At 70.8% G+C, this 23,400-nt stretch carries 19 protein-coding genes; 18 read left to right on the forward strand and 1 reads right to left on the reverse strand.

The genetic code is table 11. The annotated features are described in order from the left end of the window. Positions 1-2,569, reverse strand: a 2,569-nt coding sequence (locus MHZ91_RS16800; protein ID WP_239214675.1) for a carbohydrate-binding family V/XII, incomplete at its 3' end; no start/stop codon positions are given. Between the two features lie 411 nt (positions 2,570-2,980). Here MHZ91_RS16800 and MHZ91_RS16805 point away from each other — a divergent pair. The 18 genes from MHZ91_RS16805 to MHZ91_RS16890 all read left to right on the forward strand — a co-directional run bounded on the left by MHZ91_RS16805 (position 2,981) and on the right by MHZ91_RS16890 (position 23,385). Then, complete coding sequence (locus MHZ91_RS16805; RefSeq protein WP_239214677.1) at positions 2,981-5,263, forward strand: phage tail sheath subtilisin-like domain-containing protein; 2,283 nt, start codon at positions 2,981-2,983, stop codon at positions 5,261-5,263. A gap of 67 nt (positions 5,264-5,330) precedes the next feature. Continuing rightward, positions 5,331-5,855, forward strand: coding sequence for a phage tail protein (locus MHZ91_RS16810; RefSeq protein ID WP_056566211.1), 525 nt, complete (start codon positions 5,331-5,333; stop codon positions 5,853-5,855). Positions 5,856-5,867: 12 nt separating this feature from the next. Further along, positions 5,868-6,593: a hypothetical protein gene (locus tag MHZ91_RS16815; RefSeq protein WP_239214679.1), complete on the forward strand. Its 726-nt coding sequence runs from the start codon at positions 5,868-5,870 to the stop codon at positions 6,591-6,593. Then, positions 6,590-7,414 carry a hypothetical protein gene (locus MHZ91_RS16820; protein WP_239214681.1) on the forward strand — a complete coding sequence of 275 codons (825 nt, stop codon included), beginning with the start codon at positions 6,590-6,592 and terminating at the stop codon, positions 7,412-7,414. Before MHZ91_RS16815 ends, MHZ91_RS16820 begins: the two co-directional genes overlap by 4 nt. Next, positions 7,411-8,703, forward strand: coding sequence for a DUF4255 domain-containing protein (locus tag MHZ91_RS16825; RefSeq protein WP_239214683.1), 1,293 nt, complete (start codon positions 7,411-7,413; stop codon positions 8,701-8,703). Before MHZ91_RS16820 ends, MHZ91_RS16825 begins: the two co-directional genes overlap by 4 nt. After that, positions 8,700-10,643: an ATP-binding protein gene (locus MHZ91_RS16830; protein ID WP_239214686.1), complete on the forward strand. Its 1,944-nt coding sequence runs from the start codon at positions 8,700-8,702 to the stop codon at positions 10,641-10,643. Before MHZ91_RS16825 ends, MHZ91_RS16830 begins: the two co-directional genes overlap by 4 nt. Next, positions 10,640-10,882, forward strand: a complete 243-nt coding sequence (locus MHZ91_RS16835; protein ID WP_239214688.1) for a hypothetical protein — start codon at positions 10,640-10,642, stop codon at positions 10,880-10,882. The genes MHZ91_RS16830 and MHZ91_RS16835 overlap by 4 nt, the downstream gene beginning before the upstream one ends. Positions 10,883-11,028: 146 nt before the next feature. Continuing rightward, positions 11,029-12,039, forward strand: a complete 1,011-nt coding sequence (locus tag MHZ91_RS16840) for a DUF4157 domain-containing protein (RefSeq protein WP_239214689.1) — start codon at positions 11,029-11,031, stop codon at positions 12,037-12,039. Positions 12,040-12,047: 8 nt separating this feature from the next. After that, positions 12,048-12,317: a hypothetical protein gene (locus MHZ91_RS16845; protein ID WP_175122714.1), complete on the forward strand. Its 270-nt coding sequence runs from the start codon at positions 12,048-12,050 to the stop codon at positions 12,315-12,317. Next, positions 12,314-12,967 (forward strand): hypothetical protein, encoded by a 654-nt coding sequence (locus tag MHZ91_RS16850; RefSeq protein WP_175122713.1) that lies wholly within the window; start codon positions 12,314-12,316, stop codon positions 12,965-12,967. The genes MHZ91_RS16845 and MHZ91_RS16850 overlap by 4 nt, the downstream gene beginning before the upstream one ends. Then, the gene (locus MHZ91_RS16855) at positions 12,964-13,308 is read left to right on the forward strand and encodes a LysM domain-containing protein (protein ID WP_239214691.1); all 345 of its coding nucleotides are present in this window, start codon (positions 12,964-12,966) and stop codon (positions 13,306-13,308) included. Before MHZ91_RS16850 ends, MHZ91_RS16855 begins: the two co-directional genes overlap by 4 nt. After that, positions 13,301-14,428, forward strand: coding sequence for a hypothetical protein (locus MHZ91_RS16860; RefSeq protein ID WP_239214692.1), 1,128 nt, complete (start codon positions 13,301-13,303; stop codon positions 14,426-14,428). Before MHZ91_RS16855 ends, MHZ91_RS16860 begins: the two co-directional genes overlap by 8 nt. Beyond that, positions 14,425-14,940 (forward strand): phage baseplate assembly protein V, encoded by a 516-nt coding sequence (locus MHZ91_RS16865; RefSeq protein WP_239214693.1) that lies wholly within the window; start codon positions 14,425-14,427, stop codon positions 14,938-14,940. Before MHZ91_RS16860 ends, MHZ91_RS16865 begins: the two co-directional genes overlap by 4 nt. A gap of 12 nt (positions 14,941-14,952) precedes the next feature. Continuing rightward, positions 14,953-15,276, forward strand: a complete 324-nt coding sequence (locus MHZ91_RS16870; protein ID WP_191577784.1) for a hypothetical protein — start codon at positions 14,953-14,955, stop codon at positions 15,274-15,276. A gap of 12 nt (positions 15,277-15,288) precedes the next feature. Continuing rightward, positions 15,289-15,651: a GPW/gp25 family protein gene (locus tag MHZ91_RS16875; protein ID WP_175122708.1), complete on the forward strand. Its 363-nt coding sequence runs from the start codon at positions 15,289-15,291 to the stop codon at positions 15,649-15,651. Beyond that, positions 15,648-18,104 (forward strand): putative baseplate assembly protein, encoded by a 2,457-nt coding sequence (locus tag MHZ91_RS16880; protein ID WP_239214694.1) that lies wholly within the window; start codon positions 15,648-15,650, stop codon positions 18,102-18,104. The genes MHZ91_RS16875 and MHZ91_RS16880 overlap by 4 nt, the downstream gene beginning before the upstream one ends. Then, the gene (locus MHZ91_RS16885) at positions 18,101-21,286 is read left to right on the forward strand and encodes a putative baseplate assembly protein (protein ID WP_239214695.1); all 3,186 of its coding nucleotides are present in this window, start codon (positions 18,101-18,103) and stop codon (positions 21,284-21,286) included. Before MHZ91_RS16880 ends, MHZ91_RS16885 begins: the two co-directional genes overlap by 4 nt. Further along, complete coding sequence (locus MHZ91_RS16890) at positions 21,283-23,385, forward strand: phage tail protein (RefSeq protein WP_239214696.1); 2,103 nt, start codon at positions 21,283-21,285, stop codon at positions 23,383-23,385. Before MHZ91_RS16885 ends, MHZ91_RS16890 begins: the two co-directional genes overlap by 4 nt. The last annotated feature ends 15 nt before the right edge of the window (positions 23,386-23,400 follow it).

Raw genomic sequence — 23,400 nt, forward strand, 5'->3', positions numbered from 1 at the left:
CCTCCATCCCGCGGCCCTGCCAGCCGCCCTCCCCGCGCCCTTGCCAGCCGCCCTCCGCGCGCCCCTGCCAGCCGCCGTCGCTGCGGCCTTGCCAGCCCCCCGCGGACTCGTTCATGCGGTTCTGCCAGCCTCCGCCATCCATGCTCCCCGGTTGCGTCGAATAATCGCGCGCCTGGCGCTGTGCGTTCAGGTAATTGGACTGCGTGTTCGGCTGAACCGGCTGCCACCCCGACGACGTGTGCTGCTGCCAGCCGTTGTCGTTGTGCTCGTAGACGTTGCCGTTGTGGTCCGCATACACGTTGCCGTTGTTCCACGCCGCGCCGCTGCCGGTGTTGCGGTTGTAGGTGGCGCCGCGCCGGTCGACGCTGTCGGCGCCTTGGCCCGCCGTGCCGGTCGCGCTGGCGGCAGAGTAAGTGGTGCGGCCGGTGTCGGCATTGGTGCGCACGTTCTGCCGGCCCGCGGCCCACTGGCCGTCGTCGTTCTCGACTGCGCCCGCGCGGCCCGCGCCCGATGCGCCCGTGACCGGATCGGTGTAGGCGCCGCGGCGTCCGGCGGCGGCGTTGCCCGTGTACTCGTTGTAGGCCGCGCCGCGCGTGCCTTCGAACGCGGAGCCGGTTTGCGGGTTGTAGCCTTCGGCGTGGGCGCCCTGCCACTCGGTGCCCGTCCAGCCGTTCCAGCCGGCCGCGTGCGTGACCGTGCCGGAACCGCCCCAGGCGCCGTAGACGTCGACCTTGTTGACGTCCACGCCGCCCCAATAGGGCGCGCCATAGTACGGTCCCCAGTACGGCGCGGCGCCGCCCCAGGCCTCGGCGGCGGCAAACCCGAAGGCAAAGCCCGCGGCCGAATCGAAGGCGGCGTTGTAGCCGTAACTGGGCGGATAGCCGACCCAGGTGTTCTGCACGATCGTGGGCGGATAGGAATAGCCCGTGCCGTAGACGACGGTGCCGTCTGGCGCCACCACCACGCCCATGTAGCCGGGTGAATAGCCGAACACCACGCTTTGCGGCGTGGCGCCGTAGACCTGCACATAGGTCACGTAATGCAGCGGCGAGCTGGCGGGAATGGCGTAGATGGCCGGCGGCACATGGTCGGCCACGCGCCAAGGTCCGGTTGGCGAGTCCGACACGAACCACACCGCGTTCGACAGCGCGTAATAGCGGCCTTCCGCCTGGATGACTGGCACCGGCGAGTTCGTCGCGTAGTGCAGGGTCGTGCCGTCGATGGGCCGCAGCACCGGCGCGCCGCCGGCGTATTCGACCTGCAGCTTGGCGGCGCTGCGCGACACCGTGGCGGTCTGCGGAATGGTCGACGCAATGACGGCTTCCCGCGCCTGCGGCGTGCCGGGCACCGACACCAGCACCCCGCCTTGCGGATCCTGCGGCGGAATGCGCGCGAAATCGCGCGGCAGGTCCTTGCCCGGCACATACGACCATGGCCCTTCCAGCCGCGCGCCGCGGAACCAGCGGCCGGACACCAGCAGGTAGTAGCGGTTGTCGCCCGGGTTCATGAACACGGCGTGGTCGGCGTTGGTGACCGACAGCAGCGAAGTCCCCGGCACCGGCCGCAGCTCGGCCTGGCCAATCGTGATCAGCAGTTCAGCGGGCACGGTCGACACTTCGATATCGGGCGCGCGGTGCGGCGCCTTGCCGTCGTGCGGCATCAACGGGTCCGCCGCCAGACCGCGTCGCGCGGCGTCTGCCGCCGCAAGCAGCGCGGGCGACGGTTGCGCCACGGTGCGCCACGGCCCGTTGATGTCGCCGGCTTCGTACCAGTGGCCCGCGGCCTGCAGGTACAACCGGCCGGCGTTGTCGCCCAGGATCAGCGCGCGGGTGTTGATGACGCGGCGCCATCCCTGCGTCTCGGGCAGCTGGGTCCACGCGGGTGCGCCATCCACCAGCACCAGGATCGCCGGCACCGTGCGGTAGATGATGCGCGGCGGCGTGTTGTTCACCGGCACGGTCTTGGCGGGCGGGTTGTTCTGCGACAGCGCATAGCTCAGTTGCAGCGCATCCAATGGCGTGACCACGCCGTTGGCGGGGATGCGGGCTTCGAGTTCGCTGCGCAGGCGCGCGGCCTCCTGCGGCGCGGTGGGCACCTGCACGCGTTCGACGCGGATGTCTGACAGGCGCACCAGTCCGGCCGGCTTGTTCACGTCGGCGCGGGCGGAAAACTCGGCGACGCCGTAGGTCGGGCTGCCCTTGGCCGGTCCCACCGCCACCGCCATGCGGCCGGTGAGGCGGTCGGCGGTCCAGGTGTCGATCTGCGGTTGGTAGAGCTCGACCCGCTTGCCGTCGGGTGCGGTGAAGCTACGCGGCCATTGCAGCGCGCGCGCGGCGGACGAGTCTTGTTGGCCGGCGCCCGGTTGCGCGGCAGCAGTCTGGGTCGCGGGGACTGACGCAGGCTGGCCGGCATTCTGCGGCTGCGCCGCGGCACCAAACGCCAGCGACGTTCCAGCCGCCACGCCCAGGACAACGCGCGTCATGCGCAGGCGTCGGGCGGCATCGCCGGAGGTGGCAGGCAAGCGGGAAAACCAGTCATGCAAATGCAGCATTCGGGACACGCAATTCATCTCACGCTCCTTGAGGTTCTGGCCGCCTGCCAAACCGGCTGGGCGTTCCGCCGCCCGGATGATCGCGGGCGGCGCCGCTTCGGGTTATACGCCAGCGCGCCCCGGGGTTCAATTGCGGCAAGACCGGAGCTGACCGCCCCCTGAATAAGAAACAGATGGTTAACGCCGTTAAAAAGCTATTGATCGCATCAATCAGAACTTCTATAACTCGTTCCTACCAGGGCTTGCTGCTTTTGCCCGATTGCCTTTCCGCTGCAATCCAACTAGAGCGGCGCAACGCCCGCCACCCCGCGCAAGCCTCGCGCGAATCGCCAGCCTTCTCCTGCCCGTCTCCCGTGGCGCGCTGGCGGCTCTCTAAGCCTCTCCTGCGGCTAGGACACTGATCCCGACAGCCGTGTGAAGGAGCAGCTCATGGCCCTTACCCTGTCCCATCCCGGGGTTTATATCCAGGAAATTCCCAGCGGCGTTCGCACGATTGCCGGGGTCGCGACCTCGGTCGCCGCCTTTCTGGGCGCGGCCCCGCGCGGTCCCGTCAACAAGGCGGTCCGGATATTCAGTTTCTCCGACTATGAACGCGCCTTCGGCGGACTGGCCGACGATTCCGAGCTGGGCTATGCCGTGCGCCAGTTCTTCGTGAACGGCGGCACGGACGCCTGGGTCGTGCGCGTGGTCAAGGAAGCGTCGCCCGCCCAGCGCACCTTGCGCAGCGCAACCGCGGTGGACGTGCTGAGGGTGCGCGCGCTGGACCCCGGCGTATCCGGCAACAGCATCCAGGTCCGCGTGGACCACGCCACTGCGGTGCCCTCCAGCACGTTCAACATCCAGTTCATCCGCGGCAGCGACGGGCGGGCGGAAAGCTACGCCAACGTCTCGTTGAACGCCAAGGATCCGCGCTATCTGCTGGATCTGGTGCAGGGCGTATCGCAGCTCGTTCGCCTGGAGCGGATGCTGTCGCAGGGCGCGCTGGATGCGCTGCCGGCGGGCACCAGCGTCAGCGGCACGCTGGGCGACGTGCAGACGCTGCTGGATGCGACGCACACGGATTTCCGCGTGGCCGTGAACGGGCTGGAACCCGTGGGCGTCAGCATCGCGTTGCCTGGCGACATTGCCGGCGGCACCGCGACGCAGCGTCTGACCGCGCTGGCAGCGGCAATCCAGACCAAGGTGCGGGCGCAGGCGCAGGGCCGCCCGGCGCTGGCAAACTTCACCGCCGCGCGCAACGGCAACACGCTGGTGATGACGTCCGGTGCGGGCGGCGAAAACGCCAGCGTCCGCGTGCTGCCGGGCGCGCGCAACAACGCCGCGGGCGTGCTGATGCTGGGGTCGCTGGCCGGCGGCGTCGAAACCGACGGCGCGGCCATCATCCGCCCCGCGCCCACGCCTGATGCGGCAACGCTGACCAGCGATGCCTTCGGCGCGACCGACCTGGACGCGCTGCCCGACGCCACGCACACCAGCCTGCGCATCACGCTGGATGGCTTGGGGCCCGAACTCGTGAGCCTGGGTGACGCCACCGCCGCGGGCGGTTCGCTGGCCGCCAAAATGGAAGACGTGGCGGCGCGCCTGCAGGCCGCCGTGCGCGCGCTGCGGCCGGGCACGCCGGCCTTCCGCGACTTCACGGCGCGGGTGCAGGGCAGCACGCTGGTGCTGGCCAGCGGCTCGCGCGGCTTGGGCTCCACCATCGCGGTGGCGGCCGCGCCGGCCAACGACCTGGCCGCCTCGCTGCATTTGCTAACCGGCGCCGTCGCCTCGCCGCCCCCGGTCGATGCGCTACTGGAAGGCGGCACCGAAACGCCGTACGGGCCGGACGACGTCTATGCTGCGTTTATCGGCAGCCGCGCGCTGCGGCAAGGGCTGTACGCCCTGGAAGACGCCGACATCTTCAATCTGCTCTGCCTGCCGGCCATCACGCACAGCGGCGTGCTGGCCGATGCCGCGTCGTACTGCGAAGAGCGGCGCGCCTTCATGATCGTGGATGCCCCGCCCACCGCCACCGATCCGGCGGCGATGGTGGCGGTGGCCAACGGCACGGCGCTGCCCAAGTCCGATCACGCCGCCGTCTACTACCCGTGGACGTACGTGTCCGATCCGCTCAAGAACGGCAAGCCGCGTCTCGCGCCACCGTGCGGCACCGTCGCCGGCCTGTACGCGCGCACCGATGGCAACCGCGGCGTATGGAAGGCGCCCGCGGGCACCGACGCCAACCTGACCGGCGTCATCTCGCTGGCCGCGACGCTGACGGACGGCGAGAACGGCAGCCTGAATCCGCTGGGGGTCAACTGCCTGCGCACATTTCCGGTGTATGGCGCGGTGTGCTGGGGCGCGCGCACGCTGCGCGGGGCGGACCAACTCACCTCGGAATACAAGTACGTGCCGGTGCGGCGCCTGGCCCTCTACCTGGAAGAGTCCCTGTATCGCGGCACGCAGTGGGTGGTGTTCGAGCCCAACGACGAGCCGCTGTGGGCGCAGATCCGCCTGAACATCGGCGCGTTCATGAACACGCTGTTCCGGCAAGGCGCCTTCCAGGGCAGTTCGCCGCGCGAGGCCTATCTGGTCAAGTGCGACCGGGAAACCACCACGCAGGACGACATCAATCGCGGCGTGGTCAACATCCTGGTGGGGTTTGCGCCGCTCAAGCCCGCCGAGTTCGTCGTCATCAGCATCCAGCAACTGGCCGGCCAGATACAGGCCTGAGCCCGGCACGCGCCGGCGCCGCATGCGGCCTGGCGCGTTTGCCGACCACGGTTACCAGGAGATTGCCATGGCGCAGTTCACCGTCAATCCGCAGCGCTTCGACCCTTACAAGAACTTCAAATTCCGGGTGAAGTGGGATGGCCGCTACGTGGCGGGCGTCAGCAAGGTGTCGGCGCTCAAGCGCAGCACCGAAGTGGTCGAGCACCGCGAAGGCGGCGACCCGTCCAGCGGACGCAAATCGCCAGGCCGCAGCAAATTCGAGGCGGTGACGCTGGAACGCGGCGTCACGCACGACCGCGAATTTGAGCAGTGGGCCAACAAGGTGTGGAACTTTGGATCGGGCCTGGGCAGCGAGGTATCGCTGAAGAACTTCCGTAAAGACCTCATCATCGAGGTCTACAACGAAGCCGGGCAGCTCGTCCTGGCCTACAAGGTGTTCCGCTGCTGGGTGTCGGAGTACCAGGCGATTCCCGATCTGGATGCGAACGCCAACGCGGTCGCCATTCAGACCATCAAGCTGGAAAACGAAGGATGGGAACGCGACTACGAAGTCGCCGAGCCATCCGAACCGAGTTTCGTCGAGCCGGCCTGATGGAGCGCCGCGATGAACGCCCTGATCGAATCGCAGATTCTTGCGCTGTGGGAGGCGGGCCGTGACTGTCATCCGATAGACCGCGGCCTGCTCGCGCTTGCCGAGGCAATGCCTGGCGTGGATGTCGCGTCACGGCCGGTCGGATGGCGGAACCTGGCGCTGCTGCGCCTGCGGCAAGCCACGTTCGGGCCGCAGCTGGCCGCTTGCGCCGATTGTCCGGCATGCGGCGCGGCGATGGCGTTCGACCTAGACGTGGCCACGCTGCTGGAATCGGTGTCCGCGCCGCCGGAGCGTGCGTCGGCCGAGCCCATGTTCGACGCGCATGGAGCGGCATGGCGTCTGCCCAGCAGCCGCGACCAGACGCAGGCCGCGGTGGCCGCCGACAGCAACGCGGCGCTTGCGCTGCTGCTGCGTGCGTGCCGGGTTGACGCACCGCCCGACGCCGACCTGCCGCAGGGTGCGGCGCTGGACGACATCGAAGCGCGCATGGAAGCGCTGGATCCCGCCGCCAACATCGAGCTGTCGTTGCGCTGCGCGGACTGCGCGCACGCGTGGACCGTGGCGCTGGACGCCGACGCCTGCGTGTGGGACGACATCAGTCTTTGCGCGCGGGGACTGCTGCGGGATGTACATCGTCTGGCGCGCGCCTACGGCTGGACCGAACCGCAGGTGCTGGCGCTGGGACCTGCCCGGCGCGCCGCGTATCTGGAACTGGCCGACAGCGAGGCGCTGCCATGAGCGGCTTCCTGCGCCAGCTTGCGAGCCGCAGCGTGGGGTCCGCACCGCGCCTGCGCAGCGCGCCGTCGCCGCGGGCCGTGGCGCTTGCCGGGACCGTGCCGCGTGATGATTGGCGGGGTGAGACGCAGGGGCTGGGGGCTGCGCAGGCGGCGCCGGACGTGCGCGTCCAGGCGGCCAGAGACGACGCGCGATCCAGCGTGGCCAGCTTCGCGCAGACGCCGTTGCACGCTGCGGATGCCGGGAAGATTGGCCAGACAGAAAGGAACGTTGATACGGCCGGCGCGAACGGGACTGACGCGGCGCATGACACACGCCGGCATCGCACGCATTTCAGCGTGACAGCGCCGATCGCCGACGCGGACGTGCCCCCGCGCAACCTGGCGCGCGGTGATCAAGATGCGCCATCGCCAGTTCGCCAATCGCGCGCGCTTCGGCCCATCGAGGCAGACAAACACGTCGCCGACGACCGGCAGACCCGCTCCGCGGCCGTATCGCCAATCACATCGCCCTTACCGGCGGAAAAGTCAGGCGCGCACGACGTCACTGACAGTACCCGCCCTGCTGCCCCACGCGACGCGGCCTTGTCCGCCGAGGCACGAGAACTTGCCGGCCCCAACGCACGCAACGCAAGAAGCCACGCCGCCGATGCGGCGTCCGCCTCCCGCCTTCCCGCGCAGCCGCCCTCTCCGCCCGACGTCCACATCACCATTGACCGCCTGGAAGTCGCCCCCCCGCCCCAACGCGCGGCTCCCGCCGCCCCGCGATCGTCCGCGCTGTCGCTGCGCGCCTACCTGACCGCCCGACGCGCGGGGCTGCCATGAGCAACGCGCTGGCGATCGCGGCGGTCACCGCCGTCATCAAGGACCTGCTCGACTCGGGCATGATCGACCACGCGGTCACGGACGCGCTGGGCGCGGGCGTGAAGGTGTCCGCGCTGGCGCCCGACGCGGTGTCGCTGGACAACCAGGAAGACCCGCAACTGAACCTCTTCCTGCATCAGGTCACGCCCAACGCCGCGTGGCGCAATGCCGCGCTGCCGTCGCGCGATCCGGCAGGCGATCGCATCGCGAATCCGCCGCTGGCTCTGGACCTGCACTATCTGCTGACCGCGTATGGGCGCGCCGAGCTGCAGGCGGAAGTGCTGCTGGGCTACGCGCTGCAATTGCTGCACGAATCGGCCGTGCTGCCGCGCGAGGCCGTGCGCCGCGCACTGGATCCGGACGTGGTCGATGGCGCCATTCTGCCGACGGTTTACCAAAGCCTGCGCAGCGCGGACCTGGCCAGTCAGATCGAACTGTTGAAGATCACCCCGGCAGCGCTGGGCGCGGAAGAGATGTCGCGCCTGTGGTCCGCACTGCAGGCGCACTACCGCCCGACCGCCGCGTTTCAGGTGTCGGTGGTGTTGATCGAATCCCGGCGGCCCGCACGCGGCGCCCTGCCCGTGCTGACACGCGGGGAAGCCATTCCCGGCACGCCGCGCGACCGGGGTGTGCTGGTGTTCCCCGGCCTGACGCCGCCGCTGCCCACGCTGCTATCGGTGCAACCTGCGGGCAGGCAGCCGGTTGCCGTGCCCGGCGGCGCCGTGACGTTGCAGGGCCATCATCTGGATGGCCTGGCGCGCACGGTGACGCTGCGCCATTCGACGCTGGATGCCGAACGCAATGTGCCCGTCGAGGCAGGCACGGACGCGTGGCTGCGGCTGACGATGCCGTCGGACCTGCCGGTCGGCGTCTATCGCATGCATGCCACGGTGCAGGCCAGCGATACCGGCTTGCGCCGCGACAGCAATCAATTGGCGCTGGTGCTGGCGCCCGAGCCCGTGCTGCCGCCGGCCGCCGCCACGCGCAACGCGGGCACGGTGCGCATCACGTTGGGCATCGCGCCGCCGCTATTGCCCGGCCAGGCGGCCAGCCTGCTGCTGGGCGACCGCGAGCTGCCCGCTGAACCCGCCACCGCACCCGCCAGCGCGCTCATCTTCGAATGGCGCGACGCGCCACCCGCCGGCGCGCGCTTTCTGGTGCGGCTGCGGGTGGACGGCATTGAAAGCCCGCTGGTGGACCGCGAGGCGGTCCCCGTCCGCTATCTTGACCGCCAGATCGAGCTGCCATGAACGCGCGCGCGCCCACCGACTGGATCGAAGCCAACCAGCAACTGCTGGCCGCCGAGTTCACGCGGCTGCGCACAAGGCTGCGCAAGCCGGGCAGCCGGCCGCCGCGCCACGGCGCGCAGCAGCTTGCGCAGGCGCGCGCCGCGCTCCACGGCGACTCGGCCATCGACCAGTTGACCGCCACCTTCGGCCTGTCGGCGTTCGAGCGCGACCTGCTGCTGCTGTGCGCCGGCATCGAGATGGATGCGGTGCTGGCCGATCTGTGCGCCCACGCGAACGGCCGGACCGGCTGCCAGCGTCATGCCAGCTTCGCGCTGGCGCTGGCCGAGCTGGAAGGCGCGCATTGGAGCGCCCTGTCGCCGCAGCGTCCGCTGCGCCGCTGGCGCCTGCTGGACGTGGACGACACGGCCGACCTGAGCACCGCGCGCCTGCGCATCGACGAACGCGTGCTGCACTACCTGGCCGGCCTGAACGAGCCGGACGCGCGACTGCGCCCGCTATTGCGGCCGGCGCTGCCCCTGCCCCACACGGCGACCGCGCACGAAGCGGCGGCGAAACAGATCGCCGCGCAGGTCACCGCCGCGCAAGGCACGCCGCTGCCGGTATTTGTGCTGGAAGGCGATGACGCCGGCGCGCAGGAAGACGTGGCGGCGCGCGCCGCGCATGCTGCGGGCCTCGCGTGCCTGGCGTTGCAGGCAGAAGACGTGCCGGCGGACGCCGCCGATCGCAACGTCATGCTGACGCTCTGGCAGCGCGAGGCCGTGCTGCTGGGCGCCGCCCTGTTCATCGACGCCTCGGAGGGCCTGACGCCGGCGGCGCGGCATCTGGTGGAACAGGCTGGCGGGCTGTGCCTCGTGGGCGTGCGCGAACCCGTCACGCTGCGCGCGGCCTCGCGCCCGTGCGCCGTCTCCCGGCCGCAAGAGGCCGACCGCAGAACGCTGTGGAGGCAGGCGTTGGGGCCGCAAGCCGCCGCGCGCGTCGGCGATGCCGTGGACCAGGCGGCCAGCCAGTTCGGGCTGGACTCGCGGACCCTGCAGCGCACCGCCGCCGCGCTCGCCCCCGCCTTGCAGGAACCCGGCGCCGATCCGGCCGCCGTGCTGTGGCAGGGCTGCGCGCAGGCCAGCCGCCGCAAGCTGGACGGCTTGGCGCAGCGCCTGACGCCGGCCGCAGGCTGGGACGACCTGGTGCTGCCCGAGCCGCAGCGCGCCGTGCTGCGCCAGATCGCCGCGCATCTGCGCCAGCGCTATCGGGTCCATCAAGACTGGGGGTTCGCGGCCGCGCAGTCGCGAGGCCTGGGTCTTGCCACCCTGTTCACCGGCGAAAGCGGCACGGGCAAGACGCTGGCCGCGGAGGTCCTGGCGCGCGAAACCGGGCTGGACCTGTACCGCATCGACCTGTCCGCCGTCGTCAGCAAGTACATCGGCGAGACCGAAAAGAATCTGCGGCGCCTCTTCGAAGCCGCGGAAGACGGCGGCGCGATCCTGCTGTTCGACGAGGCAGACGCGCTCTTTGGCAAGCGCTCGGAGGTCAAGGACAGCCACGACCGCTACGCCAACATCGAAATCAGCTACCTGTTGCAACGCATGGAGTCGTACCGGGGCCTCGCGGTGCTGACCACCAACCTGAAGTCCAACCTGGACAGCGCCTTTCTGCGGCGGCTGCGCTTTGTCGTGCAGTTTCCGTTTCCTGACCTGGAGCAGCGCGCGCGGATCTGGCGCGGCGTGTTCCCGGCCGCCACGCCGACCCGCGATCTCGACCCGCACCAACTGGCGCGCCTGAACCTGACGGGCGGCAGCATCCGCAACGTCGCGCTGAACGCGGCCTTTCTGGCCGCCGACGCCGGCTCCGAAGTCACCATGGCTCACGTGCTGCAAGCCGCGCACGCCGAAGCCGCCAAACGGGAACGGCCGCTGGCCGATGCCGAAACGAGGGGATGGCCATGAAATCCGCAATTCACCTGCATATCCGCGCGCTGAGCCTGCCGAGCCATGACGCGGCCCAACGCAATGCGTTCGTTGCTGCGCTGGTCCACGAGCTGGTCCGGCGGGCTGCGCAGAACGGCGGCGCGGCCGCCGATGCCCATGCCGAAGAGGTGCGCACCGTGGCGGACGGCGCGCAACCGGCGCAGACGGGCACGCAGGCGGGCCGCGCCATCGCGGACACGTTTCATCTGAAGCATTGAGCCGAGCCATGAGAACGTCCTTGTTCGCGCCGCGGCCGGACACCGCACCGCCGCGCTCGCGCCTGGTGATGCGGCGATGCGCCTGCGGGTGCGGCGGCAAGTCGAAATGCGCCGCCTCGTCGTCTGCCGGTCGAGCAAGGGCTGCCGTGCCCGATCAGGTCGAGGACGTGCTGCGTAGCGCGGGCCAGCCGCTGGCCACCGCCGACCGGATGGAATTCGAGCGGCGCTACAGCCACGATTTCGGGCGCGTGCGCATCCACGCCGATGCGCGGGCCGCGGAATCGGCGCGCGCGCTGGATGCGCAGGCCTGGACCGTCGGCCCGCACGTCGCCTTCGGTGCGGGCCGCTACGCGCCGGACACACGCCAGGGCCGCGACCTGCTGGCGCACGAACTGGCGCACGTCGTGCAGCAGCAGGGGCGCTACCGGCCCGGGCTACCGCTGGAACTGGGCCCGTCGCACTCGCCGCAGGAAGCGGAAGCCGACCGCGCCGCGCACAGCCTGTCACGGCCCACGGCGGCGCCGGGCCTGGCGCAGACCGTGCAGCGCGCCGGCATGGGCGACCTGCGCGTGGCCGAAGCCGAGGCGCGCAAGTGCCCCGCTACGCACACCATGCCGGACGACGTGTATGACGCGGTCAACGAGGCCTGGTCCAAGTCCGGCCACGGCGGCGATACCGTGCAGGAACATGGCGGGCGCATCGTGTCCGACAAGGACGGCAAGCGCGTCATCCGCACCGGATCGGGCGGCGGCGGCAGCATCAGCCTGCCCGCCGAGAAAAAGGGCGACTACACGCTCGGCACCTTCCACACCCATCCCTACAGCAAGTCGGAGAAGTCGAAGCTCGGCGTGGCGTTTTCGGGCGGCGACGTGGCCAACTTCATGGCCGGCAATCAGGGGTGGGTGAAGTACGTGGGCGCCGGCAGCTGCAACTACGCGCTCAACATCCAGGACTACGAGGCCGTGTACGACTGCCGCAAGCGCGGCGTCGATTTCAAGGCCCGCTGGAACGACGCGTTCGCCGCCGCCACCGGCACGTTCCAGGCCAAGGTCGAGACCGCCGTGCGGGCCTCGGTCGACGGCTGCGGCATCTGCTTTTATCGCGCCTGCCGGCCGGACGACGCCAGCGCCGTGCCCAAGAACATGAACCTGATCTAGGAGCCGCCATGGAAGACTGGATTGGCAAGACCGTGGGCGAGGTGCTGGAACTGTGCCAGACGCGCTACGCCGACGTCACGATGGTCGACGAGCCGCCGGGCAAGTTGCGCGCCGTCGAACTGGACTGCGCGGCGCGGGTGCCGGTGTCGCGCTTCGTGCTGGAGTTCGACTACCGCCCCGACCTCTTCAGCGCCGCGCGCCACTGGCCGGAAGCGCTGGTGGGCGCGCAGCGCATCACCGCCGTACGCAACGCCGCGGAACCGCAGGCCTATCCATGAGCGGACCGCTTTCGCCCCGCCTGCTGCGCGGCGGCATCATCCTGATCGATCCGGCCAGCGGGGCGGTGCAGCGCGTGATATCGCTGCAATACAACCCCGAGACCCTGACGCGCTCGCTGCAGCCGCAGAGCGTGGACGACGGCGGCGCGGCAGGCGAACCGCTGCGCCTGAAAGGTCCGCCGTCCGAGACGATCCGGCTGGACGCCGAGCTGGACGCCACCGATCAGCTTGAATTTCCCGACGATCATCCGCAGGCGCGCGACACGGGCATCCATGCGCAGCTGGCCGCGCTGGAGACCATTGTCTACCCGGACAGCGCCGCGCTCATCCGCAACAACCAGATCGCCAACCTGGGCACGCTGGAAATCGCGCCCACGGTCGCGCCGCTGAGCCTGTTCGTGTGGAGCCGCGAGCGCGTGGTGCCGGTGCGCGTGACGGACTTTTCGATTACCGAAGAGGCTTTCGACGCGCGCCTCAATCCCATCCGCGCAAAGGTGTCGCTGGGCCTGCGCGTGCTGCACGTGGGCGATCTGGGCTTTGGCGACAAGGGCGGCCATCTGTACCTGGTGTATCAGCAGCGCAAGGAACGGCTGGCCGCGCTGGCCGGTCTGGGCGACCTGGGTTCCGTCGGATTGGAGTCCCTGCCATGAGCGTGCAGCGCTTCCCAGCCAACAGCCGGTACTACGACGTGCCCACGGCGGAAATGCCCGGGCCGGACGGCCGGCCGCTCGTGTACCTGCGCCGCCGCTTTTTGCCGGACCCGGCGGCGCTGACCGCGGTGGGCGAGGTCGCGGTCGCCCCAGGCGACCGGCTGGACCGGATTGCCGCTGCGGCGCTGGGCGATCCGCTGCAGTTCTGGCGCCTGGCGGACGGCAACGACGCGCCGCGTCCGGCCGCGCTGGAAGTGCCCGGGCGCAGCCTGCGCGTAACGCTGCCCGCCGCGTTGGGTCCTCCCTTCGGTGGTGCGCCCTTCGGAGGCAACGATGCTTAGCGGCGTGCACCTGACGCTGCTGGTCGGCCCTGGCCTGCCGGTGCCTGCGCCCCGCCCCATCATGGACGGCCTGGAGCGCGTCGAGGTGTCGTCATCCGCGGACGGGCCGGGCGGATTCCAGCTCACGTTCTCCGTCAGCAACCGCTCGCCGCTGCATACGCTGCTGGTGATCGCAGGCGGCCAGGTGCCGTGGCTGCGCGTCATCCTGGTCGCCACGCTGAACGGGCTGCCCACCGTGCTGATGGACGGGCTGGTCACGCGCCAGGAGATCACGGACGGCAACGCGCCCGGCCAGTCGCGGCTGACCGTCACCGGCGAGGACCTGACGGTGGCGATGGACAAGCAGGACATGAGCGGCCTGCCCTACCCGGCCATGCCGCCGCCCGCTCGGGTTGCCGCCATCATTGGCCGCTACGCGCTGTACGGGATGCTGCCGCTGGTCGTGCCGTCGCCCTTCACCGACGTGCCGATTCCGGTGGAACGCATTCCGCTGCACGAAGGCACGGACCTCGCCTATGTACGCCAGTTGGCGCGGGAAGTGGGCCACGTGTTCTACATCGAGCCCGGCCCGCTGCCCGGCGCCAACGTGGCGTACTGGGGACCGGAAATCCGGCTGGGACCGGTGCAGCCCGCGCTCAACCTGGGCATGGACGTGCACAGCAATGTCGAGTCGCTGTCGTTCGCGGTGAACCAGTCGGACGCGGCGCTGCCGGTCATCTTTATCCAGAATCCGCTGACCAAGTTTCCGATTCCGCTGCCCGTTCCCGACGTCAGCCTGACCAGTCCGCCGCTGGGCCTGCTGCCGCCGCTGGCCAAGGGGCTGACGCTGCTGAAAGACACCGCCAAGCTGTCACCGGCCGCCGCGTTGGGCAAAGGTCTGGCCATGGCCGCCGGCACCACCGCCGACGCCGTGACCGCCGATGGATCGCTCAACGTGTTGCGTTACGGCCATGTGCTCAAGTCGCGCCAACTGGTGGGCGTGCGCGGCGCGGGGCTGGCGTTCGATGGCCTGTACTACGTCAAGCGCGTCGACAGCTCGCTCAAGGCGGGCGAATTCCGGCAGCAATTCTCGCTGGCCCGCAACGGTCTTATCTCCACCCTGCCCCTGGTGCCCCCATGACAGAACCCCAACGCCACTACGGCAAATTCCGCGGTGTGGTGATCAACAACGTCGATCCCATGCAGATGGGCCGCATCCAGGTGCAGGTGCCCGACGTGTTGGGCCTGGGCGTCTCAAGCTGGGCGATGCCGTGCGTGCCGTTCGCCGGCCAGCAAAGCGGCGTGTTCGTCGTGCCGCAGGTCAGTGCGGGCGTATGGGTGGAGTTTGAACAGGGCAAGCCCGACTACCCGATCTGGGTTGGGGGATTCTGGGGATCGGCCGCCGAAGTTCCCGCGCTGGCGCTGGCCGGGCTGCCCGTGTCGCCCAGCATCGTGCTGCAGACCGGCGGGCAGAACACATTGATGATTTCCGATCTGCCGGGCCCCACCGGCGGCATTCTGCTCAAGACCAAAACGGGCGCGATGATTTCGATCAGCGACGTGGGCATCACGCTGTCCAACGGCCAGGGCGCGACGGTGGTGCTGGCCGGCCCGGCCGTCAACATCAACCAGGGCGCCTTGACGGTGACCTGAGGAGGCCAGAGCATGCCCGGACCCCTGCTGCATCTCGGCGCCACCGTGCAGTGTTCGCACGGCGGCCAGGCCATCCCGACGTCGCCCAACCCGCGCGTGCTGCTGTCGGGCCAGCCGGCCGTGACCATCCTGTCGACGTATTCCATCGCGGGCTGCGCGTTTCCGCCGCCGCCGTCGGGCAACGGCCCGTGTGTCACCGGCATGTGGCTCGCCGGCGCAACGCGCGTGCTGATCGGCGGGATGCCGGCCGCGCTGCAGGCGGGCTCGTCGATCTGCATGCCCACCGGCACGCCGATGCTTGCGTTGCAGGCGCAGGCGCGCGTCGTGGGCATGTAAGGACGCATTGCCATGGCCCTCCTGCGCTTTCCGTTCGAACCCGACGCGCGCGGCCGCAGCCGTAATGCCGACGACGCCACGCACGTGCGCGACATGATCGAGCAGGTGCTGTTCACCGTGCCGGGCGAGCGCGTGAACCGGCCGGACTTCGGCTGCGGGCTGCTGCAACTGGTGTTTGCGCCCAACAGCGACACGCTGGCCGCCGCCGTGCAGATGAGCGTGCAAGGCGCGTTGCAGCAATGGCTGGGCGAGCGCATCGCGGTGGAATCCGTCAACGTCGCGCACCGCGACGCAACATTGCAGGTCGACGTGCAGTACGTGCTGCGCCAAGGCCAGCAACGGCGTCTGGCGCGCTTTACGCGGGACGTGCCATGAACCGCCAGTTCCGCAGCGCCAACCCGCGCCGGCTGCAACTGCTGCGCGCCCAGCAGCCGCCCGGCGACAACGGCATCGCCTTTGTCGAAATTGACGCGGCCGACCAGCGCACGGTGCGCGTGGTCTGCGCGCATCCGGTGTCCGGCATCGGCCGCGCCCACGTGCGCATCGAGGGCGGCGCGCGCATCCGCGGCATCGCGCTGGCCGCGGACCCGGTGCTGTCGGGCAACGAGATCCGGCTGACCGTGGACAAGGCCGGCGATTTCTCGTGGTACACGCTCGCGCTCGTCAACCCGGCCGACCCCGACGCGCCGGCGCCGGGCTTTGACCTGTGCCTGTCCACCATCGAGATCAACTTCAAGGCGGGCTGCCCGTCGGAGTTCGACTGCGCCGACACGCACGCGTGCGATGCGCCGGCACCGCCCGAGCCGCTGCTCGATTACCTTGCCAAGGATTACGAGAGCTTCCGGCGGCTGATGCTGGACCGCCTGTCGCAAAGCATGCCCGACTTCACCGAGCGCAATCCCGCGGATTTCACCGTGGCGCTCGTGGAAACGCTGGCCTACGTGGCCGACCATCTTTCCTACGCGCAGGACGCCGCCGCCACAGAGGCCTATCTGGACACCGCGCGCCGCCGGACCTCGCTGCGGCGGCATGCGCGTCTGCTGGACTACCCGCTGCATGACGGCTGCAACGCGCGCGTGTTTGTCGCGATCGAAGCGAACGCGCAGGGTGACGGCAAGCTCATCCCGGCGGGCACGCCGCTATTGACCAGCACGCCCGAAGCCGCGCTTGCCGAGCCCGTGCGCCGCCGTGACGTGCTGGACGGGCTGCCCGCGGCCGGCATTGAAGTGTTCGAGACGCTGCACGACCTGACGCTGCATGCCGCGCACAGCCGCATCTTTCTGCATGATTTCGCCGATCCCGCCTACTGCCTGCCGCGCGGCCAGACGCAGGCGGCGCTGGTGAACGATCCGCCGCTGACGCTTGCCCCCGGCGACGTGCTGGTGTTCGAGGAAACGATCGACCCGTTGACGGGCCGCAAGGCCGACGCCGACCGCACGCATCGCGTGGCCGTGCGCCTGACCGAAATCCGCGCCGGCCGCGACGACCTGACGGGCACCGACCTCCTGCTGATCGCCTGGCATCCGGACGACGCGCTGCCGTTTCCGCTGTGCGTCAGCCGCGAGTTCGACGACGGCGGCGCGCTGGTCAAGCGGGCCGTGTCCGTGGCGCGCGGCAACGTCGTCCTGGCCGACCACGGCATGCAGCGCGACTGGACGCCGCTACTGCCGGACACGGCCACCGCGCGCGACGCGCCCGCGTCGCGGCCCTACCGCCCCCGCCTGCCGGACGCGGGCCTGGCCTGCGCCGAACCCTACCGGCATGACCTCGCCGTGGCCGCCCTGCTGCCCGCCGGTGCGGCGCTGGCGCAGGACCCGCGCCGCGCGCTGCCCAGCGGCATGTCGCTGCAGGCGGACGACGCCGATCAGCCCGACGACGTGCCCGCCCCCGCCAGCCCGGCGTGGTCCCCCCAGCGCAGCCTGCTGGCCAGCGCCCGTGACGCGCGCGAGTTCGTGGTCGAAACGGAAACCGATGGCGCGGCCTGGCTGCGCTTTGGCGACAACCGCTACGGCGCCGCTCCCGTGGCCGGCGAACGCCTGCTGGCGCGCTACCGGCTGGGCGGCGGAGCGGAGGGCAACGTGGGCGCCGAGGCCATCGGCGCGCTCGTCACCGACGATGCGGACCTGATGCTGGGCGTGGCGCGCGTGCGCAATCCGCTGCCCGCGCAGGGCGGCGCGGCGCCGGAACCGGCCGACGCCATCAAGCTCAACGCACCCGAGGCTTTCCGCGTGCAGGAACGCGCGGTCACGGCCGACGACTACGCGCGCCTCGCCGAACGCCATCCGCAGGTGCAGCGCGCGGCGGCCCGGCTGCGCTGGACGGGCAGTTGGCACACGGTCTTTCTGACCGTCGACCGGCGCGGCGGGCGGGAGGTGGACGCGCCCTTTCGCGCCACGCTGCGCGCCTTCATGGAGCGCTTCCGGCTGGCCGGACAGGACCTGGAATTCTCCGATCCCGTGCACGTGCCGCTCGACATCCTGGTGCGCGTCTGCGCCGCGCCGGGCCACTTTGCCGCGGACGTCAAGGCGGCGCTGCGCGATGCCTTCACCGCGGGGCTGGACCGCGCGGGCCGGCCGGGCTTTTTTCATCCCGACCGCTACACCTTCGGCACGCCGCTGGCGCTGTCGGCGCTGATGCGCGCCGTCATGGCGGTGCCGGGCGTGGCATCTGCGCGGGCCGAACGCTTCCAGCGCTGGGGCCGCGACCCCGCCGGCGAACTGGACACCGGCCGCCTGCTGATTGCGCCGCTGGAAGTGCTGCGCGCCGACGGCGACCCGAACTTTCCGGAGAACGGCCGTATCGACTTCATCGTGGAGGGCGGATCATGACAACCCCCGCCGATTGCGGCTGCTGCGCCGGCCAGCCTGCGCTGACGCCATCAGACCTGGACAACCCGCCGGGCCAACCCGCCTTGCGCCTGCGCATCGGCACGCATGGCCGGTTTCTGGCCAGCCTGACAGCCGACCTGGCGCGATCGCCGGTGCTGGCCGCGCTGACCACACGCGACCGTGACGACCCGGTCATCGCCTTGTTCGACGCGTGGGCTGCGGTGCTGGACGTGCTGGCGTTCTATCAGGAGCGCATCGGCAACGAGGGCTATCTGCGGACGGCGACCGAGCGCCGGTCGGTGCAATCGCTTGCACGGGCCATCGGCTACGAACTGCGGCCCGGAGTGGCGGCAACGACGTGGCTGGCGTTCTCGATGGAAACCGCGCCCGGCGCGCGACTACGCGCGCGCATCGAGCCGTGGACGCGCGCGCAAAGCGTGCCTGCGCAGGATGAACGCGCGCAGACGTTCGAAACCTTGCAGGCGGTCGAGGCGCGCGCCGCCTGGAACGCGCTGGAACTGGCGTGGCTGGAACCGGCGCCGCCACGCTTTGGCGCGCGCACGCTGTGTTTGGCCGGGGCGGCCACGCGCCTCAAAGCCGGCGACGCCGTGCTGATCGTCGGCGACGAACGCGTGCGCGACCCCGGCAACGAAAACTGGGACTTCCGCCGCCTGACGCAGGTTCGCGAGTATGTGCCGGGCCCCGGCGAAGACGGCGCGCCCGCCTACACGCTGATCTCGCTGGAACGCGGCCTGGGCAGCGCGGCCCCGCACGTGCAGCCTGCGCGCCGCCATCCGCGCTGCTACGCGCTGCGCGCGCAGGCGCGGCTGTTCGGCTACAACGCGCCCGACTGGCGCGCCATGCCCGCCACACTGCGCGCGGCCTATCTGGGTATGGCCGACGACGCCAAGCCGTCCTTCAGCCAGTTCCCGCAATGGCCGGGCTACACGCTGGCCGACATCTCCGATCCGCCGGGCGCCAGCGGCGCGGGGTCCGGCCTGTACGGCGAGTATTACCGCGGCCGCAGCTTCAGCGAACGGGTAATGACGCGCACCGATCCGCAACTGGATTTCCGGTGGGCGGCGGGCGGCCCAGGCGACGGCATGCCCGCGGACAACTTCTGCGTGCGCTGGACCGGCTGGGTGCGCGCGCCGGGCAGCGGCAGCTACACCTTCCACGTCACGGCCGACGACGGCGTGCGGCTGTGGGTGGACGGCAACCTGCTCATCGACCAGTGGCGCGAGCAATCGCCTACCGAGTACAGCGCCAGCGCCCGGCTAACGGCAGGCCGCAAGCACGACATCCGCATCGACTATTACGAGGCCAGCGGCGACGCCACCCTTGCGCTCGCGTGGTCCGGACCGGGCCTGGCGCGCCAGACGATACCCGCCGCCAGCCTGTTCCCCGCCGACGTGCACGGCGTGCACCTGGACGCCGTCTATCCGAAATGGGTGACGGGCGGCTGGGCCATGCTGTCCATGCCGGGGTATGAAGAGCTCTACCGCATTGCCGACGCCGGCCCCGACGCGCGCACCGGCTTTGCGCTGGCCGGGCCGACCACCCGGCTGACCTTGCGGGGCGAACGCCTGCGCGAACAGTTCAACGACGCCGTGCGCGAGACCACCGCGTACGGCGAATCCGATGCGCTGGATTGGGGCGTGCGCCCCGCGTCCGGCCTCACGCAGGGTCACGCGCTGGTGCTGGCGTCGTACGAACCCGACCTGCCCCAAGACCGCGTGCTGGCGGTGTCGGGGCTGATCCTGGACGAGGCCGACGCCGCGAACATCGCGCCACGCGACCGGCTGTTGCGCGGCGACGCGCTGGCCAACGTGCGCGTGGCGCGCGACCGCGCCAGCGCGGATCTGGAATTCGAGGACGGCGCGCGCGCCACGGTCACGTTGGCTGAAGCCAGCGACATCGTCCGCATCCAGCGCAACGACAGCGCTGGCGGCCGCACGTCGCTGCACTTGGACGCCGATCTGGCGCACGCCTATCTGCCCGCCACGGTGCGCATCAACGCCAACGTCGCGCCGGCCAGCCACGGCGACAGCCGGCAGATGCGCATCCAGCCCGAGGTGCTGGGCAGCGGCGCCGGCAACCGGGCGTTCCAGCGCTTCACGCTGCAGCAAAAGCCGCTGACCTTCGTGCCCGCGCCCACGGCAAGCGGCGCGGCGAGCAGTCTGGAGGTCCGCGTGGACGGCCTGCTGTGGACCGAAGCGCCGCGCATCACGGAGCTGGCGCCGGACGATCGCGCCTATCTGCTGCGGCTGGACGACAGCGGCGGCGCCACGGTGCAGTTCGGCGACGGCCTGCACGGCGCGCGGCTGCCGTCGGGGTCGGGCAATGTAGAGGCGCGCTATCGCGTCGGCCTGGGCCGCGAAGGCAACGTCGCGCGTGGTCAACTGAACGTGCTGCTTACGCGCGCGCCGGGCGTCAAGGCGGTCGTCAATCCGGCAGCCGCCACCGGCGGCGTGGATCCCGAAGCCGGCGACGCCGCCCGCCGCAATGCGCCGCTGCGCGTGCGCACGTTGGACCGCATCGTCTCGCTGCGCGACTTCGAGGATTTTTCCGCCGCGTTCACCGGCATCGGCAAGTCGCAGGCGGTGTGGCTGTGGGATGGGGAACAACGGCTCGTGCATCTGACCGTCGCCGGCGAGGATGGCGCCGCGCTGGATCCTGCCGGCGCGCTGTATCGCAATCTGCTCGCGGCAATCGATGGGGCGCGGCCGCCCTACCAGCCGCTGCGCGTGGCGCCGTGCCGCTATTTGGATTTCGGCCTGCGGGCCGGTCTGGGCATCGATCCCCGCTACGAGACGCCCAAGGTATTGCAGGCGGCCCGCGCCCGCGTGCTGGAGGCCTTTGGCTTTGCCGCGCGCGCATTCGGTCAGCCGGTGCACGGCGCGGAAGTCTTGACCGTGCTGCAAGGCGTGCCGGGCGTGCAGTGGGTGGATCTGGATTCGCTGGTGCTGGATGGGGGGCTGAATACTGGACTGAACCCGGGGCTGGGCTCTGGACTGGGTGCGGGACTGAGCGCGGGGTTGTCCCCCGTCACCACGCGGCGCAGCAACGGGCCCGGCGCCACGCTGCCGGCGCGCACCGCGCGGTGGCAGCAAGGCAGCCTGCAACCGGCCGAACTGCTGCGCCCTGACCCGGCAAGCATCTTGCTCACGGAGCGCACATGAACACCCGCCTGGATGCCGATGCGCTGATGGCCCTGCTGCCGGCCTTCTACCGTGAACGCGACGTCGCGGCCGGCGGCCCGCTGCGCGCGCTGCTGGACGTGCTGGCGCGCCAGGGCGCGCTGGTGGACGCCGACGTGAACCGGCTCTACGACAACTGGTTCATCGAGACCTGCGACGACTGGGTGGTGCCGTACCTGGGCGATCTGCTGGGCGTGCGCGCGCTGTACCCCGTCGGCGCCGCGTTCTCGCCCCGCGCGCTGGTCGCCAACACGCTGCGGCTGCGCCGGCGCAAGGGCACCGCACTCGTGCTGGAAGAATTGGCCGCCGACGCCACGGGCTGGCGCAGCCGCGTGTCCGAGTGCTTTGAACGCGTCGCCACCACCCAGCACGTCAACCATCCGCGCCCGCACGCGCTGCGCACACCGGATCTGCGCGATTCCCGCGCAATGGAACGCGTTGACGGTCCTTTTGGCGCCGAGCTGCACACGGCCGATGTGCGCGCGCTGCCAGCCGGGCGCTACAACCTGCCCAACGTCGCGCTGTTCCTGTGGCGGCTGCAGTCTTACACCGTGCAGCGCGGCGACGCCGCCCCCGCCACGACCCGCGATGGCTTCTACACCATCGATCCGCTGGGCCGCGACCAGCCGCTGTTCAACCGGCCCCGCACGGAGACCGACATCGACCACCTGGCCGAGCCGGTCAACGTGCCCGAACCGCTGTCCTGGCGCGATCTGCACGCCGAACTGGAAGCGCGCCGCCAGGCGCTGACCGACGGCGACGCGCCGCCGCAAGGGGGGTTTGCCGAGAGCGGCGGCGGCCCGGTCGTGCAGGTGTGGCTGGACGGACAGGCCGTGCCGCCCGAGCATCTGGTCATCTGCAACCTGGCGCCCATCCCCGGCGTTTCCCCCGAGGACTGGCGCCGGCCCGACGCGTCGCTGCTGGTCAAGGCGCGCAAGCCCGGGCGGCCGGACCGCAGCTTCCCTGTTGCGGGCGGCGTGCTGGTGGGCCTGGACCCGCACCGCGGACGCCTTGCGCTGCCGCCCGGCATCACCGCGCAATCGGTACAGGTGCGTTTTGCGTATGGCTTTCCCGGCGACATTGGCGCGGGTCCGTACGACCGCAGCGCCCCGGTTGGCGATGACGCGGACGCGGCGTCCGAAGACAACTTCGACATCGAACTGCGCGTGCCCTCGGCGGCTACGCCCACGCTGGCGGCGGCGCTGGCCGCGGTGCAGGCAGGCCAGCGGGTGCGCATCGTTCTGGACCACGACGGCACCGAAGCCATCGCACCCGATCTGGTGCTGCCCGACACGCATCTTTTGATCGAGGCGGCCCCGCTGCGACGGCCGGTGCTGCGGGGCGACTGGCGGCTGCGCGGCAACGCCAGCACGCGCGTGCGGCTCGACGGGCTGCTGGTCGATGGCCGCCTGCGGCTGGAAGGCACGTTGCGTGCCGTGGCGCTGCGCCACTGCACGCTGGCGCCCGCGCGCGGCGGCGTGCGCCACAGCGGCGCGGCGCCGGAACTTGAATTGAGCCTTACGCGCTGCATCAGCGGGCCGGTGCGCTGCGCGACGCCGCTTGCCGCCGTCGAGATCGACGCGTGCCTGATCGATGCGCAAGGCAGCGCGGCTGCCGCGGTCGACGTGGATGACAGCGCCCTGCGCGTGCTGGCCAGCACGCTGTTCGGGCGCGTGGCGGTCGGGCGGCTCGACGCGTCCAACACGCTGTTCGGCGGCCCGCTCGCCATCAACCGCCGCCAGGAAGGCTGCGTGCGCTATTGCCACGTGCCCATGCCGTCAGTCACGCCCCGGCGCTACCGCTGCCAGCCGGACCTGGCCATGCAGGACCTGGGCGCCGCAGCCGCCAAGCGCGCGGCGGCGCGCGTGGTCCCCTCGTTTACCTCCACGCAGTTCGGATCGCCGTCCTACGGCCAACTGGCGCGCGGCTGCGCGCTCGAGATCCGCGAAGGCGCGGACAACGGCGCCGAAATGGGCGCCTGGAATTTCCTGCTGCAAGCCCAGCGCGAAGCCAACCTGCGGCAGGCGCTGGACGAGTATCTGCGCTTCGGACTCGAAGCGGGATTGATCCCCGTGAACTGAGCCCCCTGTCTTCGG

The organism is Achromobacter sp. ACRQX (assembly GCF_022346505.1).
Classification (GTDB): Bacteria; Pseudomonadota; Gammaproteobacteria; order Burkholderiales; family Burkholderiaceae_B; genus Achromobacter; species Achromobacter animicus.

Coding starts and splice junctions, on each gene's coding strand:
- MHZ91_RS16805 (WP_239214677.1), top strand. CDS start 2,981: ATGGCCCTTACCCTGTCCCATCCCGGGGTTTATATCCAGGAAATTCCC.
- MHZ91_RS16810 (WP_056566211.1), top strand. CDS start 5,331: ATGGCGCAGTTCACCGTCAATCCGCAGCGCTTCGACCCTTACAAGAAC.
- MHZ91_RS16815 (WP_239214679.1), top strand. CDS start 5,868: ATGAACGCCCTGATCGAATCGCAGATTCTTGCGCTGTGGGAGGCGGGC.
- MHZ91_RS16820 (WP_239214681.1), top strand. CDS start 6,590: ATGAGCGGCTTCCTGCGCCAGCTTGCGAGCCGCAGCGTGGGGTCCGCA.
- MHZ91_RS16825 (WP_239214683.1), top strand. CDS start 7,411: ATGAGCAACGCGCTGGCGATCGCGGCGGTCACCGCCGTCATCAAGGAC.
- MHZ91_RS16830 (WP_239214686.1), top strand. CDS start 8,700: ATGAACGCGCGCGCGCCCACCGACTGGATCGAAGCCAACCAGCAACTG.
- MHZ91_RS16835 (WP_239214688.1), top strand. CDS start 10,640: ATGAAATCCGCAATTCACCTGCATATCCGCGCGCTGAGCCTGCCGAGC.
- MHZ91_RS16845 (WP_175122714.1), top strand. CDS start 12,048: ATGGAAGACTGGATTGGCAAGACCGTGGGCGAGGTGCTGGAACTGTGC.
- MHZ91_RS16850 (WP_175122713.1), top strand. CDS start 12,314: ATGAGCGGACCGCTTTCGCCCCGCCTGCTGCGCGGCGGCATCATCCTG.
- MHZ91_RS16855 (WP_239214691.1), top strand. CDS start 12,964: ATGAGCGTGCAGCGCTTCCCAGCCAACAGCCGGTACTACGACGTGCCC.
- MHZ91_RS16860 (WP_239214692.1), top strand. CDS start 13,301: ATGCTTAGCGGCGTGCACCTGACGCTGCTGGTCGGCCCTGGCCTGCCG.
- MHZ91_RS16865 (WP_239214693.1), top strand. CDS start 14,425: ATGACAGAACCCCAACGCCACTACGGCAAATTCCGCGGTGTGGTGATC.
- MHZ91_RS16870 (WP_191577784.1), top strand. CDS start 14,953: ATGCCCGGACCCCTGCTGCATCTCGGCGCCACCGTGCAGTGTTCGCAC.
- MHZ91_RS16875 (WP_175122708.1), top strand. CDS start 15,289: ATGGCCCTCCTGCGCTTTCCGTTCGAACCCGACGCGCGCGGCCGCAGC.
- MHZ91_RS16880 (WP_239214694.1), top strand. CDS start 15,648: ATGAACCGCCAGTTCCGCAGCGCCAACCCGCGCCGGCTGCAACTGCTG.
- MHZ91_RS16885 (WP_239214695.1), top strand. CDS start 18,101: ATGACAACCCCCGCCGATTGCGGCTGCTGCGCCGGCCAGCCTGCGCTG.
- MHZ91_RS16890 (WP_239214696.1), top strand. CDS start 21,283: ATGAACACCCGCCTGGATGCCGATGCGCTGATGGCCCTGCTGCCGGCC.